This is a genomic window from Nocardia sp. NPDC005745, from assembly GCF_040630775.1.
Lineage (GTDB): Bacteria > Actinomycetota > Actinomycetes > Mycobacteriales > Mycobacteriaceae > Nocardia.
This window is the reverse complement of the sequence record NZ_JBEXYF010000007.1, coordinates 193514-210264: the sequence shown is the minus strand read 5'-3', so window position 1 is coordinate 210264 and position 16751 is coordinate 193514. Positions and strand designations below refer to the sequence as shown.

Annotated in this window: 17 protein-coding genes; 5 read left to right on the top strand and 12 right to left on the bottom strand. The window is 69.2% G+C overall.

All coding sequences use genetic code 11. The annotated features are described in order from the left end of the window. Positions 1–164: 164 nt before the first annotated feature. The 3 genes from ABZ420_RS10460 (at position 165) to ABZ420_RS10450 (ending at position 2756) form a co-directional block, all read left to right on the top strand. Complete coding sequence (locus ABZ420_RS10460; RefSeq protein WP_357119874.1) at positions 165–1436, top strand: Rieske 2Fe-2S domain-containing protein; 1272 nt, start codon at positions 165–167, stop codon at positions 1434–1436. Beyond that, positions 1436–1768 (top strand): hypothetical protein, encoded by a 333-nt coding sequence (locus ABZ420_RS10455; protein WP_040864587.1) that lies wholly within the window; start codon positions 1436–1438, stop codon positions 1766–1768. Before ABZ420_RS10460 ends, ABZ420_RS10455 begins: the two co-directional genes overlap by 1 nt. A gap of 169 nt (positions 1769–1937) precedes the next feature. Beyond that, a complete protein-coding gene (locus ABZ420_RS10450) occupies positions 1938–2756 on the top strand; it encodes an MBL fold metallo-hydrolase (RefSeq protein WP_357119871.1) in 819 nt (272 codons plus the stop codon). A gap of 6 nt (positions 2757–2762) precedes the next feature. Here the strand turns inward: ABZ420_RS10450 and ABZ420_RS10445 are convergent, their stop codons facing one another. Continuing rightward, entirely contained in the window at positions 2763–3173 is a 411-nt protein-coding gene (locus ABZ420_RS10445) for a cupin domain-containing protein (protein WP_357119868.1), read from the bottom strand. A gap of 7 nt (positions 3174–3180) precedes the next feature. After that, the gene (locus ABZ420_RS10440; RefSeq protein WP_357119865.1) at positions 3181–4251 is read right to left on the bottom strand and encodes a saccharopine dehydrogenase NADP-binding domain-containing protein; all 1071 of its coding nucleotides are present in this window, start codon (positions 4249–4251) and stop codon (positions 3181–3183) included. A 96-nt stretch (positions 4252–4347) separates the two neighbouring features. On the opposite strand from ABZ420_RS10440, the gene ABZ420_RS10435 reads away from it, so the two are divergent. Continuing rightward, entirely contained in the window at positions 4348–5265 is a 918-nt protein-coding gene (locus ABZ420_RS10435) for an AraC family transcriptional regulator (RefSeq protein WP_357119862.1), read from the top strand. 54 nt (positions 5266–5319) lie between these two features. Here the strand turns inward: ABZ420_RS10435 and ABZ420_RS10430 are convergent, their stop codons facing one another. From ABZ420_RS10430 to ABZ420_RS10415, 4 genes are all read right to left on the bottom strand, one after another. Further along, the gene (locus tag ABZ420_RS10430) at positions 5320–6072 is read right to left on the bottom strand and encodes a DUF427 domain-containing protein (RefSeq protein WP_357119859.1); all 753 of its coding nucleotides are present in this window, start codon (positions 6070–6072) and stop codon (positions 5320–5322) included. Between the two features lie 92 nt (positions 6073–6164). Then, positions 6165–7412, bottom strand: coding sequence for an MFS transporter (locus ABZ420_RS10425; RefSeq protein WP_357119856.1), 1248 nt, complete (start codon positions 7410–7412; stop codon positions 6165–6167). After that, positions 7412–7867, bottom strand: coding sequence for a MarR family transcriptional regulator (locus tag ABZ420_RS10420; RefSeq protein ID WP_357119853.1), 456 nt, complete (start codon positions 7865–7867; stop codon positions 7412–7414). Before ABZ420_RS10420 ends, ABZ420_RS10425 begins: the two co-directional genes overlap by 1 nt. A gap of 172 nt (positions 7868–8039) precedes the next feature. Then, positions 8040–8504, bottom strand: coding sequence for a cupin domain-containing protein (locus tag ABZ420_RS10415; protein WP_357119850.1), 465 nt, complete (start codon positions 8502–8504; stop codon positions 8040–8042). Between the two features lie 77 nt (positions 8505–8581). Here ABZ420_RS10415 and ABZ420_RS10410 point away from each other — a divergent pair, with 77 nt between their 5' ends. Then, positions 8582–9175 (top strand): helix-turn-helix domain-containing protein, encoded by a 594-nt coding sequence (locus ABZ420_RS10410; RefSeq protein ID WP_357119847.1) that lies wholly within the window; start codon positions 8582–8584, stop codon positions 9173–9175. A 1-nt stretch (position 9176) separates the two neighbouring features. Here the strand turns inward: ABZ420_RS10410 and ABZ420_RS10405 are convergent, their stop codons facing one another. The 6 genes from ABZ420_RS10405 to ABZ420_RS10380 all read right to left on the bottom strand — a co-directional run bounded on the left by ABZ420_RS10405 (position 9177) and on the right by ABZ420_RS10380 (position 16688). Beyond that, positions 9177–10574 (bottom strand): FAD-binding oxidoreductase, encoded by a 1398-nt coding sequence (locus ABZ420_RS10405; protein WP_357119844.1) that lies wholly within the window; start codon positions 10572–10574, stop codon positions 9177–9179. 212 nt (positions 10575–10786) lie between these two features. Then, positions 10787–11842 (bottom strand): acyl-CoA dehydrogenase family protein, encoded by a 1056-nt coding sequence (locus ABZ420_RS10400; RefSeq protein WP_357119841.1) that lies wholly within the window; start codon positions 11840–11842, stop codon positions 10787–10789. A gap of 220 nt (positions 11843–12062) precedes the next feature. After that, positions 12063–13091, bottom strand: coding sequence for an acyl-CoA dehydrogenase family protein (locus tag ABZ420_RS10395; protein ID WP_357119838.1), 1029 nt, complete (start codon positions 13089–13091; stop codon positions 12063–12065). After that, positions 13088–14230, bottom strand: a complete 1143-nt coding sequence (locus ABZ420_RS10390) for an acyl-CoA dehydrogenase family protein (protein ID WP_357119835.1) — start codon at positions 14228–14230, stop codon at positions 13088–13090. The genes ABZ420_RS10395 and ABZ420_RS10390 overlap by 4 nt, the downstream gene beginning before the upstream one ends. After that, positions 14230–15135 carry an enoyl-CoA hydratase gene (locus tag ABZ420_RS10385; RefSeq protein ID WP_051174824.1) on the bottom strand — a complete coding sequence of 302 codons (906 nt, stop codon included), beginning with the start codon at positions 15133–15135 and terminating at the stop codon, positions 14230–14232. Before ABZ420_RS10385 ends, ABZ420_RS10390 begins: the two co-directional genes overlap by 1 nt. Beyond that, positions 15135–16688 carry a FadD3 family acyl-CoA ligase gene (locus ABZ420_RS10380; RefSeq protein WP_357119830.1) on the bottom strand — a complete coding sequence of 518 codons (1554 nt, stop codon included), beginning with the start codon at positions 16686–16688 and terminating at the stop codon, positions 15135–15137. Before ABZ420_RS10380 ends, ABZ420_RS10385 begins: the two co-directional genes overlap by 1 nt. Between the last annotated feature and the right edge of the window lie 63 nt (positions 16689–16751).

The window sequence follows — 16751 nt, the reverse complement described above, 5'->3', positions numbered from 1 at the left end:
CGAAATCTCATTTGCCTCTGAGACTAGAACAGGTTCCTATTTATGTCGAGAACCGGTGTTCACCCCCACCCGGACATGCGCTCATGCAGGAAGTGAGGTGAATCGCTGGCGTCGAGGGCGTCAGTTTTGTAACGTGTTCTAGTACAGAAGGAGGAGGAATCGCGATGGCAGTTACCCCACCGCCGCCGAGCGACGGGCCCGGAGGCGGCAGCGTGCGTCACCACGGAGGGACCCGGGAGGCGGCTCAATCGACGCGGAGCGGTGCGAAGGTCCGGGAGCTGGATGTCGGCACCGCACCGACCCGGTATGCGCGGGGATGGCATTGCCTGGGTCTGGCCAAGACGTACCGGGACGGCAAGCCGCACGCGGTGAACGTCTTCGGCACCAAGCTCGTCGTCTGGGCCGACAGCAACGGTGAACTGCGGGTGCTCGACGCCTACTGCAGGCACATGGGCGGCGACCTGAGCATGGGCGAGGTCAAGGGCGACGACATCGCCTGTCCGTTCCACGACTGGCGCTGGTCGGGCACCAACGGCAAGTGCACCGCGATTCCGTACGCGCGCCGGGTGCCACCGCTGGCGCGCACCAGGAAGTGGACCACGCTGGAGCGCAACGGGCAGCTGTTCGTCTGGCACGACCACGAGGGCAGCCAGCCGCCGCCGGAGATCACGATTCCGCACATCGAGGGCCCTTACACCGACGCGGACGGCAACCCCACCGAGCAGCTCGACAGCGGGTGGACCGACTGGACCTGGAACTCGATGCTGATCGAGGGCGCCAACTGCCGCGAGATCATCGACAACGTGGTCGACATGGCCCACTTTTTCTACATCCATTTCGCCTTCCCGACGTACTTCAAGAACGTCTTCGAGGGCCACATCGCCACCCAGTTCCTGGAGACCAAAGGCAGGCCGGACATCGGCATGGCCTCCAAGTACGGGGGTGACACGCTGCTCAAGTCCGAGGCTTCCTACTTCGGACCCTCATACATGATCAACCCGCTGATCAACATCTACAGCGGTTACGAGGTGAAGAGCGTCCTGATCAACTGCCACTACCCGGTCACCCAGGACTCCTTCGTCCTGCAATGGGGCATCACGCTGGAGAAGCCCAAGGGCGTCGAGGGTGAGATGGCGACCAAGCTGGCGGAGAAGATGACCGAGGGCATCAGCGTCGGCTTCCTGCAGGACGTCGAGATCTGGAAGCACAAGTCCAAGGTCGAGAATCCGCTGCTGTGCGAGGAGGACGGGCCGGTCTACCAGCTGCGACGCTGGTACGACCAGTTCTACGTCGACCTGGCCGACGTCACCGAGAAGATGACCCAGCGTTTCGAGTTCGAGGTGGACACCACCAAGGCGAACGAGGCATGGGAGGCCGAGGTCGCCGAGAACCTGCGGCGCAAGCGCGAGTCCGAGGAAGCCGAGGCAAGCGTCTGATGTCGGCCACCTGGGCGAAGGCACCCGATTTCGCCGACCAGCCCGCTCGGCGAGCCGAAGTGCGCGCCCAGACGGTGGTCGACCAGCAGCGTTACCTGGAGGACGGCCTGACCCCGCTGCGGTGTCAGGCCTGCCGGAGTCAGGTGCTGGTGCGCAAGAGCAGCCCGCACCAGACCTCGGTGCAGTGGACCGGCGATCCGGCCGAGCGCTGCCCGGTTTTCGCCGAACTCAGTGCGAGCGGTCACGGGCCGGGCCGCCCCGACTCGTGTCCGAACCTCGAGCGCACCATCGCCTGGGCCGTGGACGAGGGCGTGCTCGAAATCCCCGAGTAGGCGGGGTATTCCGGGGCGGTCGGCGCGGATCGGTTTGCCGCCGATCGCCGTGGCGGTGACCGTGCTGTCGCGGGCGAGTCGTGCTCGGGCTACGTTGACGGGAACAAAAAGGACCTTCGTGCCGGAACGGACCGCGTCCGATCCGGCGCCGTAGGAGGGAGTTTCCGCGATGCTGGTACGGCATCTGGACTGCGCGACCATGTGCCCGGTCGGCGGGCGCGCGCTGCTGGGCAGCGGTGGGCTGCTGACCGGTGGGCTGGTCGGCCATTGCCTGCTCGTCGAATCCGATGACGGTCTGGTGCTGGTGGACACCGGATTCGGCATGGCCGACGTGCTCGACCGCGGCCGGCTCGGTGCAGGCACCGCGCAATTGCTGCGACCCCGGCTGCGTCCGGAACTAACCGCGCTGCACCAGATCCGCGGGCTCGGCTATCGGCGCGAGGATGTCCGGCACATCGTGCTGACCCATCTCGATATCGATCACGCCGGCGGGCTGTCCGACTTCCCCGGCGCGACGGTGCACGTCTTCGCCGACGAACTCGACGCGGCGATCCAGCGACCCACCCTCGGGGAGAAACTGCGTTACCAGCCGCGCCAGTGGGAGCACGGCCCGCGCTGGCTGGCCCACGAAACCGGCGCGGACACCTGGTTCGGCTTCACCGCCGTCCCGGTGCTCGAGGACATCATGTTGATTCCGCTGGTCGGGCACACCCGCGGGCACAGCGGCGTCGCGGTCCGGCAGAGCGACGGCTGGTTGCTGCACTGTGGTGACGCCTATTTCCACCACCGGCAGCTGGCGGCGGGAAGGTCGCGCCCGCCGGTCGGGCTCGGCGTCTTCGAGATCCTCGCGAGCACGCTGGGCCGCGAGCGGGTGGAGAATCTGGAGCGGCTGCGCACGCTGCGCGCCGACCACGGTGACCGGGTGCGGATGTTCAGTGCCCACGACCCGCACGAACTCGCCCAATTCGCCACCGTGCCGGTGCGCTGAACCCGCTCAGTCCAGCCGGAAGTCCGCGAAGTCGAATCCCGGCGCGACGATGCAGCTGACCAGCACGTATTCCGCGCCGGCCGGTCGCGCCGACTGACTGACGCCACCCGGCACCACGGCCTGGAGCGCCTGGCCGCGCTCCAGGTCGGGGCCGAGGATCACCACCTCGCCGCCGATATCCAGCGCCAGCGGCCCGCCGCGATGCCAGAGCCACAGCTCGTCGGAGCGCACGGTGTGCGGGGCCGACTGCTCGCCCGGCAGCAGCAGGAAATGGATCGCCGTGGCGGCGGCGCGCGGGCCCGGGTAGCCCTCCGGTGTGAATTCCACCGGGCTGCGCCAGGTTTCGCGATACCAGCCGCCCTCCGGGTGCGGCGCGAGATCGAGTGCGACGGCGAGCGGCGGCCGGTTGTCGGTCATCGTTCGACTATGCCCGATCACCGGCGCGATCGGTTTCCTCGATACGCCAGGTGATGCCGAAAGGAGCGAGCGCGTCGAGGAAATCGGTCGCGTCGAACGCCTCGGCGGCCGCGAGCGCCCCCGGTGCGGCGGCGCCCTCGGTCAGCCGGACGGCTGTCTCCACCGCCATCAGCGCCGAATCGCGGTAGGAGTCGACGCCGCTGAGCACGCCCCGGACGCGATTTCCGTCCGCGCCGAACGCGTCGACGACGAGGTCGTAGCGCAGGTCCACGCTGGGCGAGTCGGGTAGCGCGTCGATGAGTTCGGCGGTGAACCCGCTGAGCGTGTCGAGGATCGAGGTGGCGAGGACGCCTTCGACGTAGGAGACGTCCGAGTGCCGGGGGATGGTGAGGACGGGGGGCTGCGGGAATTTCGCGACCGCGGTCGGCTCGGTGTGGCCGGGGAAGGTGATTTTGTCGTGGCGTGCGGTAGCGCCGGTGCGCAGTTCGCCATCGGCGTAGTGCCAGCCGCCGCCGCGGAACCAGTCCAAGCTGGCGAAGACCGTCTTGGCGCTGCCTTTCGAACCGTTGCCGCCGCTGTTGCTCAGGTGGCTCAGCACCACCTCGGCCGGGCCGGTCACCCGGCGCGTGGTGAGGTGGGCGAGCAGATCGCCAGGCAGATTGCTGTCGGTGATGCCGGACACCACGGTGACGCCCGCCGCCGCCGCGCGCGGGCCGAACTCGTCGAAGACCCGCTTCAGGAACAGTTGCTCGCCGGACATGTCGGTGTAGTGGGCACCGGCCTCGATGGCCGCGGCGAGCACCGCCGAGCCGTGCTCCACGTAGGCGGGCAAGCTGCTGATCACCACGTCGGCTCCGGTGAACGCGGCGACGAGGGCCGCATGGTCGGTCAGATCGGCCACCCGGACATCGGCGCCGGGCGGATTCACCGCATCGGCGGCGGCGCGGATGCGATCGGCATCCCGGCCGACCAGGATCGGAGCGAGGTCGCGGCGGCGCAGTTCCTCGAGCAGGTAGCCGCCGGTGTGTCCGGTGACGCCGTAGACGGCGATGACGGGGGAGGCTTTGGTCGATGTCATGAGAACGAATCTATTGCCATCAGTCGAGTAGACCAATGCTTATAAAGCGCAATAAAATGTCTGAAACACTCACAATAAGAGTGTTACGGTTTACAAATGGACATCCTCAGCGAAGCCATCGCGGCCATCCGCACCGGCAGCCCCACCTCCGGCCTGTTCATCCGGCACGCGCCGTGGGGCCGCCGGTATCCCGTGGTGCCCGGCGCGGGTTTCCATGTGGTCTTGCAGGGCTCCTGCTGGGTGGTGCCGACCGACGGCGAGCCGATGGCGCTCGGTGCAGGGGACGTGTTGTTCATGCCGCGCGGGGCCGACCACGACCTGGTGGACAGCTTGGACAGCCCGGTCACCGAGACCGCGCTGCCCGGCGAGCCCAGGGAGATCGTGGGGCCCGGCGTCCGGACCGCGCTGCTGTGCGGCGCCTATGAGCTCGGACGCGGGCGCAGCCACCCCATCCTCGACGAGCTGCCCGAGTTCATTCATCTGCCCGCGCGTCCGGGGCGTCATCCGGCGCTGCGCGGCGCCGTCGACCTGCTGGCCGCGGAGATCGCCGAGCCGCGTCCGGGCAGCGACGCGGCCGTGCCCGCGATCCTCGAGACGTTGCTGCTGTTCATTCTGCGCGCCTGGTTCGACGAGCAGGCCGACGTGCGATCGTCCGGCTGGGCAGGCGCTTTCGCCGACCCCGCGGTGGCCGCGGTGCTGCGCGCCGTGCACGAGCAGCCCGCGCGAGCATGGACCGTGACGGATCTCGGTGACATCGCTGGCGTCTCCCGCGCGACCCTCGCTCGCCGCTTCACCGCGACGGTCGGCGAACCGCCGTTGGCCTACGTCACCCGCTGGCGCATGCTCACCGCCGCCCGTCTGCTCCGCGACACCGACAGCAGTCTCGGCGCCGTGGCTCGCCGGGTCGGTTACACCTCGGAGTTCGCCTTCGCGAAGGCTTTCAAGCGCGAATACGGCGTGGCCCCGGGTCAGTACCGCCGCGCGGGCGACAACACGCCACTGGTCGCGGTCTGATCCGGCGCGCATGCCCCGCAGGGCGCGAACGAGCCGGGTGGGCTGTCGCCGAACTCAGCTGAACGGCGAGCGGGGGCGTTCCTGGAGTTCGCCGTCCACGTAGATGTCGACCTTCTCGTTGTAGAAGCAGACCAGTCCGGCGACCTTCTGGCTCTCCGGAAGCGGCGTGCGGTAGCCCCACACGTAGTCGGGATACTCCTTGCCCTCGACGCGGACGGTCCAGTAGTCGGCGGTGCCCTTGTACGGGCAGCTGGTGTGGGTGGCCGACGGGTACAGCAAGTCCATGCGGACATCGGTCATCGGCAGGTAATACCGCGCGGGCAAACCGGTTTCGAAGAGGATGCGCGGCGCACGGGAGTCGGCGACGGTGACGCCGTCGATCTCCACCCGCACATGCCGTGAGCCGGCCAGGATGTCGACGCGCGAGTACGGGTTGCGCGGATGGACGTAGATCGGCTCGTCCTCCTCGAACCACTCGTCCATCGCGTTCCACTCCAACCGCACCAGATCGCGCAATTCGGTGAGCGGCGAGTCGTGATATCGCAGCGCAGCGCCGCCCGCCGTGGTGCCGTCGACCATGACGTCGTAGACGGTCGCGTCGCCGCGGCTGGCGGAGTGCTGGGTATGCCCGTTCGGTTCCAGCTTCGCGCGCAGATCCGCGACCGGCAGATAGTAGGCGGGATAGTGCGGGTTCTCCCACACGAGCACCGGCCGCGCGCTGTCGGCCACGAGATGACCGCCCAGATAGACGCGCACCCGCTTCTGACTGGTCTCGACGCTGACGCGGCCCCGCTTCGCTTCGGTCATATTTCTCGACCGTACTCCTCACACCGGCAGGCGCCAGGGGTGGAAACGCCGGAGGCAGCCACGCTGGTGGCTGCCTCCGGCGGGGTATCGGGTCAGTCGTCGCCGACCGTGATGGCCTGGGCTTCCTCGACGCTGTGCGGTGCGGGATCGTGGTCGTCGAGGTGGGCCAAGGCGGTGCGCCCTGCCATCAGCACGACCACCGCGGCGGCGGTACATGCCGCGCCCACCCAGAACGGCAGTGCGATGCTGTGCTCGCCGAGCTTGCCCGCGAGGTAGGGCGCGGCGGCGCCGCCCGCGAAGCGGACGAAGCTGTAGGCCGCCGAAGCGGTGGACCGCTCGACCGGCGCCGAGATCATCACGGCCTCGGTGATCAGCGTGTTGTTCACGCCGAGGAACAGGCCCGCCAGCACGGTGCCGATGATCAGCACCGGCTTGTGCTCGGCGAAGACGGCCATCATCGCCAGATCCGCCGCGAACAACCCCAGCGAGAGTCCCATCATCGGCAGCGAACCGAACCGGCGCTGCAACCGGGGAGCCAGGAACACCGACGCGATCGCCAGCAGCACTCCCCAGCCGCAGAAGATGAAGCCGATCGCGTAGGTGCCCATGTCCAGCGGGAACGGGGTGTAGGCGAGCAGCGTGAAGAAGCCGAAGTTGTACAGCAGGGCGGTGATGCTCACGATCAGCAGACCGCGGTGACGCAACGCGCGGAACGGCGCGGCGATCGAGGTGCGGTGCGCAGGCTTGGGGCCTTCCGGCAGCAGGACGACGATGCTGACCAGCGCGACGGCCATCAGCGCCGAGACGCCGAAGAACGGTCCGCGCCAGCTGATTCCGCCGAGCACGCCGCCGACCAGGGGGCCGGTCGCGATGCCGATGCCCAGCGCCGCCTCGTACAGGATGATCGCGCGGGCCACGCCGCCGCTGGCCGCGCCGACGATGGTGGCCAGCGCCGTGGCGATGAACAGCGCGTTGCCCAGACCCCAGCCCGCGCGGAAGCCGACGATCTGCGCCACCGTGTCGGACATGCCGGCCAGCGCGGCGAACACGATGATGATCGCCAGGCCCGCCAGCAGCGTCTTCTTGGCGCCGAAGCGACTGGACACCACGCCGGTGATCAGCATGGCCACGCCCGTGACCAGCATGTAGCTGGTGAACAGCAGCGACACCTGGGAAGGTGAGGCGTGCAGTTGTTCGCCGATCGGTTTGAGAATGGGATCGACCAGGCCGATGCCCATGAACGCGATCACGCTCGCGAACGCGACCGCCCAGACGGCTTTCGGTTGCTTGGTGTCGCCCGCGGTAGGTGCCGCGGCGCGGGTGGGAGCCAAAGTGCTCATCAATGTCCCCTCGAGATCGGATCGTGCTGTCGCGTAGCCGTTTTCAAGGCCTCCAGCAAGTCGTGTAATTCGGTGTCCAGCCGCGCCAGGCGTTCGGCGTCGAAGCCGGGAAGATGTCCGCCGATCGCGACGGCGAATGCTCGGCGGAATTCGGCCAGACGGGCCCGCCCGGCCGGGGTGAGTTCGACGATCACGGCCCGGAAGTCCTCCGGGTCCTTGCGCCGGCTCGCGAAACCTTCCGCGACCAGCTTGCCGATCAGCGCCGTTGCCGCCGGCTGTGAACATCGGTCGATCCTGGCGAATTCGCTGACCCGCAGCGCTCCGTGTTCGTCGAGCACCGCCAGTGCCCGCAACATCGCGCGCGGCAGGTCGTCGCCGCTGATCACCCCGGCCAGCCGAGTGAGCCTGCCCGCGGTGACGAGAAGGTCGACGACGATGTCATCCGCTGCGTTCACCTGAGCTTGCTGCACAGGAAATATTATTACATAGGCTAACTATCTATTGGCGGTGAAGTCGGCCACATGATCCGAAGCGGGGCCCCGGTGGAGCGACCGGCTCCATCGGGGGCTATCGCACGCGAGCCGGACTGGGGTCAAAGCTGTTGTCCGACAGGCCCGATCGACCGGATCAATCCGTTTCCTCGTAGCGGATGTCGTATTTCGCCGCGATCGGATTGATCTTCACCGGGTCCAGCGCTCCATTGGTCAGCGCCGACGCACCGGCTTCGAAGAGGTCTTCCAGGTAGCACTCCCAGCCGCCGGGTGAGGAGATCTGGAGTACCCGTGGCGGTGGCTGTGACCCGCAGCGCAGGGCGTGGGGCACGCCGTGCGGCAGCAGTACGAACATGCCTCGGGTCGCGGAGAGCGTCCGATCGTCGAATTCGACGTCGAGTGTGCCTTCGAGTACATAGATGCACTCGTCGGCGACGTGGTGGGTGTGTCGGGGGATGTCGCGCGCGAGGGTCACCTCCAGCAAGGAGAACCTGCCTTCGGTGTCGGCGGTGGTGGCTTTCACCGCGAAGGCGGGCGGCAACGGCGCCCGGCCGGCCCGTGCCTCGCCTGGGTTCAGGACGCGGAAACGATTGTGGGACATGAACTGCTACCCTTCGATGAGATGAAACGGAATCGGATTCCGCTTCCGGTTGAAGGGTAAACATGAAGGGATCGCCGGTGTCAAGGCCACCATCGCCCCGTCCGCGGCGCGCGGACGCCGCGCTCAACCGCGCCCGCATCCTGGCCGCGGCTCGCACGCTGTTCGCCGAGCGCGGCAGTGCGGTGCAACTGCCCGAGATCGCTCGCGCCGCTGAGGTCGGTATCGGTACCGTCTACCGTCATTTCCCCACCCAGGCCGACCTCATCGAGGCAGCGGCCGCGCAGCGCTTCGCCGAGATCGAGGAATTCGCCCGCACCGAATGCCTGCGTGCCGAGCCGGGCGAAGGGCTCGCCCGCTACCTGCGCCACGTAGGCGAGGTGCTGACCGCCGACCGGGGCTTGTCGGCGGCCATCGAGGCGGCGCGGCAGTCGGCGGGCAGCGCGCCGCGCGGCGAATCGCGCAGCAGGCTCGAGGAGGTGATCGGCGAACTCGTCGAGCGGGATCGGGCGGCCGGGATGGTGCGCGACGACTGCACGGTGACGGACGTCTACATGATCGTCGGCGCGATGTCCGCGACCATCGGCAGCGGTAGCGGTGATTGGCGGCGGCTCGTGGAGATCGTTCTGGACGGCCTGCGCCCCGGGGCGGCCGGTAGACGCTCGAACGAGTGAGTCAGCCGGGGGCTATGTTGGCGTTGCGGTGGAAGACGTTGCCCGGGTCGTAGGCGGCCTTGATGCGGGCCAGCTTCGCGTATTTGACGCTTCCGTAGGATTCCCGGACCCGGTCGCGGTCCGTGTCAGCCATGAAGTTCACATACCCGCCGCGGTTGGAAGCCATCGGGCGCAACGCTTCCCACGTTCTGCGCACCCAGTCCCGGTCGAGGGCCAGCGTCTCGGCGTCGGGAGCCATCGCGGTGATATTGCACCCGTAGTGCGGGGTGCGCGCGCCGCCGAATGCCGTGTCGTCCTCGCCGACGGTGCTGAACGCGCCGCTGAGCGGAAAGATCGGCATGAACGACAGCGGCGCGGTCTTCTCGACGGCGTTCGCGGTCAGGACCGCGATCACGTCGTTCGAGAAATCGCCGAGGTCGAGTGCCTTCTCGTACCCACGCAAGCCCCACGGCGCCGCGCCGTCGAGCATCCGTTGCAGCCCGGCGTACGGGACGGGGCCGAGGAATTCGAACAGCGGCGGCAGTGCTTCGCGGATCGGCGCCACCGCGGCGGTGTGCTCCTCGGCTGTGCCGAAACCCGCGACGATCAGGGCGTGTCCCGCTCGGCCGTGGTATCGCTCCGGAACGAAAGGCGCAGGCGGCGCCGACATCGCCAGCGCTATCAACGCGCCCGACCGACGCGGCAGAGTGGGGATGAACTCCCGGATCAGGCGCAGAGCATCCGTCCCGTCCGGCATGTCCCAGAAGAGCAGGCCGAGGTGCACTTCCGGCCCGACGTGATGCAGGCGGTATTCGAATTCGGTGACGACGCCGAAATTGCCGCCGCCCCCGCGCAATGCCCAGAACAAATCCGCGTTCTCGTTCTCGGACGCCCGCAGCACCTGGCCGTCGGCGATAACCACCTGCGCCGAGACGAGGTTGTCGATGGCCAGTCCGGCCATGCGGGTCAGCCAGCCCATGCCGCCGCCGAGGGTGAGGCCGCCGACGCCGGTGTCGCTGACCACCCCGCCGGTCACCGCCAGCCCGTATGCCTGGGTCGCGGCGTCCAGATCCGCCATCGTCGCTCCGCCGCCGACCCGGGCGCGCTCGGCCTCCGGATTCACCACGACGCCCTTCAGCGCGCTGAGGTTGATCATCAGGCCGCCCTCGCCGACCGCGGTCCCGCTGTAGGAGTGGGCGCCGCCGCGAACGGAGATCTCCAGCCCGCGCTCCCGGCCGAAGGCCAGCGCCGCGGCCACGTCACCGGGCGACACGCACTGGGCTATCACCGCGGGGTGCCGGTCGATGTCGGCGTTCCAGATGGCGCGAGCCCGGTCGTACCCGGTATCGCCGGGGCCGAACACCGGCCCGTCCATCGTGGAACGTAGTGCCTCGAGATCGGAATTCACTGTTCGCGTCATGGCATCCTCCCAGCTGGTGGGCCCCGACGACTTGTTGGGTGACGAGTCGGCAGTTCGACTCGTGACGGCACCGATCCCGATCCGCGGTGCCACTGGAAAACGCATCCCCGCCTATGCGCGTGTGGCGCGTGTCACATCTTAGTTCATCGGCTCAGCCGCCGACAGCCACTCGGGACAGGGCGCGCCGTCGACCCGGCGCGCCCTGTCCCGGCTCAGGCGAGCTGCTCCACCGGACGGTGCGCGGCGCCGAACAGTTGCGCGTCCCCGTGGGCACGCTTGAAGAACAGATGCGCGTCGTGTTCCCAGGTGATCGCGATGCCGCCGTGCAGTTGGACGGTCTCGGCCGCGATCGCGGTGAGCGCCTCCGAGCAGTGCACGCGGGCGGCCCAGACGTCTTCGGCGGCCGACGGGCTGTCCGCCGCCACCGCCGCGGTCGCCGCGATGGACGCGGACCGGGCCGATTCCAGCAGCACGTACATGTCCGCCATCCGGTGCTTGAGGGCCTGGAAGCTGCCGATCACCCGGCCGAACTGCACCCTGGACTTGGCGTATTCCACCGTCATCTCGAGGCAGCGGTCGGCGGCCCCGACCTGCTCGGCGGTCAGCGCCGCCCACGCGACACGGCGCAGCCGGGCGACGGCCGCCGCCTGGTCGCCCGAGCCGAGCCGTCGGGCGGGCACGTCGGCGAAATCGACTTCGGCCAGCTTGCGGGTGGGGTCCATGGTGGGCGCGGATCGCCGGGTGACACCCGGCGCGGCGGGCTCGACCTCGAACAGGCCGGTCCGGGTGACGACGACGAGGGTGTCCGCCGACATCCCGTCGAGCACGTAGTGCGCGGTCCCGGTGAGGACGCCGCCCGTCTCACGCACGCCCGGTTCGTCCCAGCCGCGCTCGTCCGCCCAGCAGACCGCGATCGTGCGCGTGCCCTCCGCCGCCTCGGGCAGTAGCCGCGCGCAGGCTTCGGCGTCGCCCGACAGCAGCACGGCCTGCGCGCCGAGCACGGCCGAGCCGAGCATCGGCACGCCGGCGAGCGTGCGCCCCAATTCGCCCACCACCAGCGAGGATTCGACCAAACCCGCGCCGAAGCCGCCGAACTCCTCGGGGATCGCCAGCGCGGCGACGCCGATCTGCTCGCACAGCAGCCGCCACAGGGCCGGGTCGTAGCCGAGTTCGGTGTCCATCGCGGCGCGCACCGCCGCCGACCCGGCGTGCTTGGTCAGCAGCGCCCGCACCGAGGCGAGGAATTCCTGGTGTTCGGCGGTGCTCATCGGTGTCCTTTCGCGCATGAGCGGGAGCCCTGCGTGGTGACGCTTCGCTGCCTCCTCCGGGCCTGACCGCTCATGCTGTGGTTGTCGGTCGCATGAGCGGGGCCCTGCGTGGTTACGCTGCGCTGCCTCCTCCGGGCCTGACCGCTCATGCTGTGGTTGTTGGTCGCATGAGCGGGGCCCTGCGTGGTTACGCTGCGCTGCCGCCTCCGGGCCTGACCGCTCATGCGATGCCTCGCGCGGCGCGATCGAAGTCGGTGTCCTCCCGCAGCGCCCGTGCGATCCGGGCACGGTGCAGATCCGGTGTGCCCCAGGCCGAACGCAGGGCGGTCACCTTGGTCAGCCACAGGGAGAGGTCGTACTCGGCGGTGTAACCGATCGCGCCGTGCACCTGGAGGGCGGCGCGAGCCGCGCGGTAGGCGGCATCGCCGCAGGCGATCACGGCGGCCGACACGTCCCGGCTCCGGGTGGTTCCGGCCATGGTCAGCGCGGCCCGGTGGAGCAGTGGTTCGGCCAAGTCCAGCGCGATCAGCACGTCCGCGAGTTTCTGCTTCACGGCCTGGAACTCGCCGATCGGCTTACCGAACTGCTTGCGTTGCTTGGCGTATTCGGTCGACGCGTGCAGCAGCGCCTTTCCGGCGCCGAGCAGCTGAGCCGCGCAGGCCAGCGCGCCGGTGTCGAAGCCCGTGGCGGCGGCCGCGCGGACCTGATCGCCCTCGGCGACGGTCTCGGCCGCGGCGACCGTGAACAAGCGGCGGGCGGGATCGACCGATCGCACCAGGCCGGTGCGGTTCCCGGTGGACAGCTGATTCTCGCCGGCCAGCAGGACCACCTCGGCGGTGTCGGCGTCCAGGGCGACGCCGGGGCCCGGCGGCGCGAAGGCGACGGTGCCGAGCGCCGCGCCCTCGGCGAAGCCGGGCAACCACCGTGCCGCCAGATCCTGGTCGGGAAGCGCTTGCAGCAGGGCCGGAATCGCCGCGGCGGTCTCCACCAGCGGTCCGGGCACGGCTGCGCGCCCGAGTTCCTGGAAAGCCACGACCAGATCGATCGGCTCGGCGCCGATGCCGCCGTGCTGCTCCGCGACGGCCAGTCCGAGCACACCGGCATCGGCCAGCTGCCGGATCAGCGCGCGACCCGGCCCGCTGTCGCCCGATGCCCACGCGCGCACGGCGGAGGGCGCGCGGCCCGCATCCAGCAGTTTTCGCAGGCTGGCACCGAAATCGAGTTGTTCGGGGCTGAGCGCGAATCTCATCGGCTGCTTCCTCTCGGTAGTCCGAGCAGCCGCTCGGCGATGATGTTGCGCTGGATCTCATTGGTGCCCGCGTAGATCGGGCCGGACAGCGCGAACAGATATCCGTCGGTCCACGGCCCGGAACGTTCCGCGGACGCGCCGAGCACGTCGAGCGCGGTTTCGTGCATGGCGATGTCCAGCTCGGACCAGAAGACCTTCGTGATCGAGGATTCCGCGCCCAGCTTGCCGCCCTCGTCGAGGCGGGTGACCGTGCCGAAGGTGTGCAGCCGGTAGGCCTCGCTGCCGATCCAGGCGTCCACCACGGCGTCACGTTGCGCGGTGTTGCCCTCGTCGCCCGCCTCGCGCCACAGATCGATCAGCCGCTGGGCGGTGGCGCTGAACCGGCCGGGGCTGCGCAGCGAGAGGCCGCGTTCGTTGCTGGAGGTGCTCATCGCCACCCGCCAGCCCTCGCCGGGTGCGCCGATCACGTCGCGGTCGGGCACGAACACGTCGTCGAGGAAGATCTCCGCGAAGCCGGGTTCACCGTCCAGCTGCGGGATCGGGCGCACCGAGACGCCGTCGGCGGTCAGCGGGAACATCACGTAGGTGAGTCCCTTGTGCCGCTCGGCCTCGGGATCGCTGCGGAACAGCCCGAACGCCCAGTCCGCGAAGGAGGCGCGCGAACTCCAGGTCTTCTGGCCGCTCAGCAGCCAGCCGCCGCTGGTGCGCCGGGCCGTCGAGCGGATACCGGCCAGGTCGCTGCCCGCTTCCGGCTCCGACCAGGCCTGCGCCCAGATGTCGTCGCCGCGCGCCATCCGCGGCATGATCCGCTCCAGCTGTTCGGGCGTGCCGTGTTCGAACAGCGTCGGGGCCAGCAGGAATATGCCGTTCTGGCTGACCCGCCCCGGCGCGCCCGCCGCGTAGTACTCCTGCTCGAACAGCACCCATTCCAGCAGCGAGGCGTCGCGCCCGCCGAACTCCTCCGGCCAGGCGACCACCGAGAGCCGGGCGTCGGCGAGGGTGCGCTCCCAGGCGCGGTGCGCCTCGAATCCGGCCTTCGTGTCCATCGAGGCCAGCGGTTTCGCGGGTTTGTTCGCGGCGAGGAATTCGCGGACCTCCCGCTGGAATTCCTGGGTCGCCTGGTCGAGATCCAGATCCACTACGTCGTTCCGTTCTGTTCTGCGGTGCCCGCCGACGCCTTCATCGACTTGGCGTTCATGCCGCCGAGGGAGTCGGCGCCGACCTCGGCGTTGTGCGCGTGCGCGAAGTGGTGCAGCCCGAAGACCGAGTCCATGCCCGACCGCATGCCCATCAGGTCCTCGGCCTGGTTGACCGCCTTCTTCGTGAGCGCGAGACCGAACTGCGGCATGGTGGCGATCTTCTCGGCCAGCGCCAGCGTCTCGGTCTCCAGCTCGGCGCGGGGCACCACCCGGTTGACCATGCCCCATTCCTTGGCCTGCGCGGCGCCGAACCGGTCGCCGGTGAACAGGAATTCCTTGGCCGCGCGTGGACCCATCACCCACGGGTGCGCGAAGTACTCGACGCCCGGAATGCCCATGCGGACCACGGGATCGGAGAAGAACGCGTCGTCGGAGGCGATGATCAGATCGCACACCCAGGCCAGCATGAGCCCGCCCGCGATGCAGGCGCCCTGCACCATGGCGATGGTCGGCTTCGGAATCTCCCGCCAGCGCCTGCACATGCCGAGGTAGACCTCGAGCTCCCGGGCGAAGCGCTGATCGCCACCGGCGCGGTCCACGTGGTCCCACCACAGCGCCGCTTTGTTCTGGTACCGCACATGGTGATCGCGGCCCGGCGTGCCGATGTCGTGGCCGGCGCTGAAGTGTTTCCCGTTGCCCGCCAGCACGATCACGCCGACCTCGGGGTCCTCGACGGCGCGCTCGAAGGCGGCGTCGATGGCATATGTCATCACCGAGTTCTGCGCGTTGCGGTAGTCCGGCCGGTTCAGCGTGACGATCGCGACGCGACCGCGCCGCTCATAGGTGACGACTTCACCTTCGTCCGGGATCGCCGGACCCTCGTTCGGGGTTGCCGGTTCCGACATTACGACTTCTCCTCACGTAGTTGACGCTTGAGCACTTTCCCGGCGGCGCTGTAGGGCAGCTGGTCGCGGAATTCGACGACTCGCGGCACCTTGAAGTTGGCCAGCACGGTCGCCGCGTGGGCGCGCACCTGCTCCTCGGTGAGCGCCGAGCCGGGTTTGCGCACCACGTACGCCTTGCCCACCTCGCCCATCCTCGTGTCGGGCACGCCCACCACCGCCGACTCGGCCACGCCGTCCAGCCGGGCCAGCGCCTGTTCGACCTCGGCGGGATAGACGTTGAAGCCGCCGGAGATGTACATGTCCTTGAGCCGGTCGGTGATCTTCAGGTACCCGCGCTCGTCGATCGTGCCGATGTCGCCGGTGTGCAGCCAGCCGTCGGCGTCGATCGTCTGCGCGGTGCTGTCCGGGTCGTCCAGGTAACCGAGCATCACGTTCGGCCCGCGCAGCAGGACCTCGCCCGCCTCGCCGAGGCGCAGCTCGAAATCCGCGATCGGCCTGCCGCAGGTGTTCGCGATGGTCTCGGCGTCGTCATCGACCCGGCACATGGTGCCGAAGCCGGCGCTCTCGGACAGGCCGTAGGCGGTGATGACGACGTCGAAGGCCAGCTCCGAGCGCATCCGCTCGATCAGCACCACCGGCACCGTCGCCGCGCCGGTGACGGCCACCCGCAGCGAACTCAGGTCGAATTCGGCGCGGCGCGGGAAATCCAGGATCGTCTGGTAGATCGTCGGCGGGCCGGGCAGCACGGTGACCCGCTCCGCGCCGATCAGCCGCATCGTCTCCGGTACGTCGAAGGTGGCCTGCGGAATGATCGTGGCCCCCGTGACCAAGCAGGCGAGAATGCCCGCCTTGTATCCGAAGTTGTGGAAGAACGGGTTCACCACCAGATACCGGTCGTCGCCGCGCAAGGTGGCGCATTCGGCCCAGGCCCGCACCACCGACAGCGCCTGCCGGTGGGCGACCAGGGTGCCCTTGCTGCGGCCGGTGGTGCCGGAGGTGAACAGGATGTCGGAGATGTCGTCGGGACGCACCGACTCGGCGCGCTGCTCGGCTTCGGCCACCGTCACCGGCGCGGCGACGGTCGCGAGTTCCGACCAGTCCAGCGCGGCGATGTCGGTGTTCTCGGTGCCCGGCTCGACCGGGATCACCACCACGGTATCGATGGCCAGGTCGGGCGCGGTCGCGCGCAGTTCGGCGAGCCGGTCGCGGCCGAGGAACGGCCCCGCGATGAACAGCGCCTTCGCGTCCACTCGTCCGAGCACGTCGGCGGCCTCGTCGGCCACGTAGCGGGTGTTCAGGGGTACCAGCGCCGCTCCGGCGTAGTGCGCTGCCAGCGCGGCGACCACCCAGTGGTGCGTATTGGGCGCCCACATGGCCACGCGGTCGCCCACCCGCACGCCACGCGCGATCAGCGCCCGCGCCACTTCCTGGACCGCCTCCAGCAATTGGGTCCAGTCCAGCCGGACCTCGCCGTCGGCGATCGCCGGGGCGTCGCCGAAGGTCCGAGCGGCGTGGTGCAGTGCCATCGGTGTCGTCTGTGCAGGGGTTGTCACGGTTGTCCTCACCGTCCGCGAGTCACTTATGCGAGTGCTCTACAAAGCAAGTGCTTGGTAGGT

Bases quoted from the DNA above. Each gene is read 5' to 3' on its own strand.
- ABZ420_RS10460 (WP_357119874.1), top strand. From the start codon at position 165: ATGGCAGTTACCCCACCGCCGCCGAGCGACGGGCCCGGAGGCGGCAGC.
- ABZ420_RS10455 (WP_040864587.1), top strand. From the start codon at position 1,436: ATGTCGGCCACCTGGGCGAAGGCACCCGATTTCGCCGACCAGCCCGCT.
- ABZ420_RS10450 (WP_357119871.1), top strand. From the start codon at position 1,938: ATGCTGGTACGGCATCTGGACTGCGCGACCATGTGCCCGGTCGGCGGG.
- ABZ420_RS10445 (WP_357119868.1), bottom strand. From the start codon at position 3,173: ATGACCGACAACCGGCCGCCGCTCGCCGTCGCACTCGATCTCGCGCCG.
- ABZ420_RS10440 (WP_357119865.1), bottom strand. From the start codon at position 4,251: ATGACATCGACCAAAGCCTCCCCCGTCATCGCCGTCTACGGCGTCACC.
- ABZ420_RS10435 (WP_357119862.1), top strand. From the start codon at position 4,348: ATGGACATCCTCAGCGAAGCCATCGCGGCCATCCGCACCGGCAGCCCC.
- ABZ420_RS10430 (WP_357119859.1), bottom strand. From the start codon at position 6,072: ATGACCGAAGCGAAGCGGGGCCGCGTCAGCGTCGAGACCAGTCAGAAG.
- ABZ420_RS10425 (WP_357119856.1), bottom strand. From the start codon at position 7,412: ATGAGCACTTTGGCTCCCACCCGCGCCGCGGCACCTACCGCGGGCGAC.
- ABZ420_RS10415 (WP_357119850.1), bottom strand. From the start codon at position 8,504: ATGTCCCACAATCGTTTCCGCGTCCTGAACCCAGGCGAGGCACGGGCC.
- ABZ420_RS10405 (WP_357119844.1), bottom strand. From the start codon at position 10,574: ATGACGCGAACAGTGAATTCCGATCTCGAGGCACTACGTTCCACGATG.
- ABZ420_RS10400 (WP_357119841.1), bottom strand. From the start codon at position 11,842: ATGAGCACCGCCGAACACCAGGAATTCCTCGCCTCGGTGCGGGCGCTG.
- ABZ420_RS10395 (WP_357119838.1), bottom strand. From the start codon at position 13,091: ATGAGATTCGCGCTCAGCCCCGAACAACTCGATTTCGGTGCCAGCCTG.
- ABZ420_RS10385 (WP_051174824.1), bottom strand. From the start codon at position 15,135: ATGTCGGAACCGGCAACCCCGAACGAGGGTCCGGCGATCCCGGACGAA.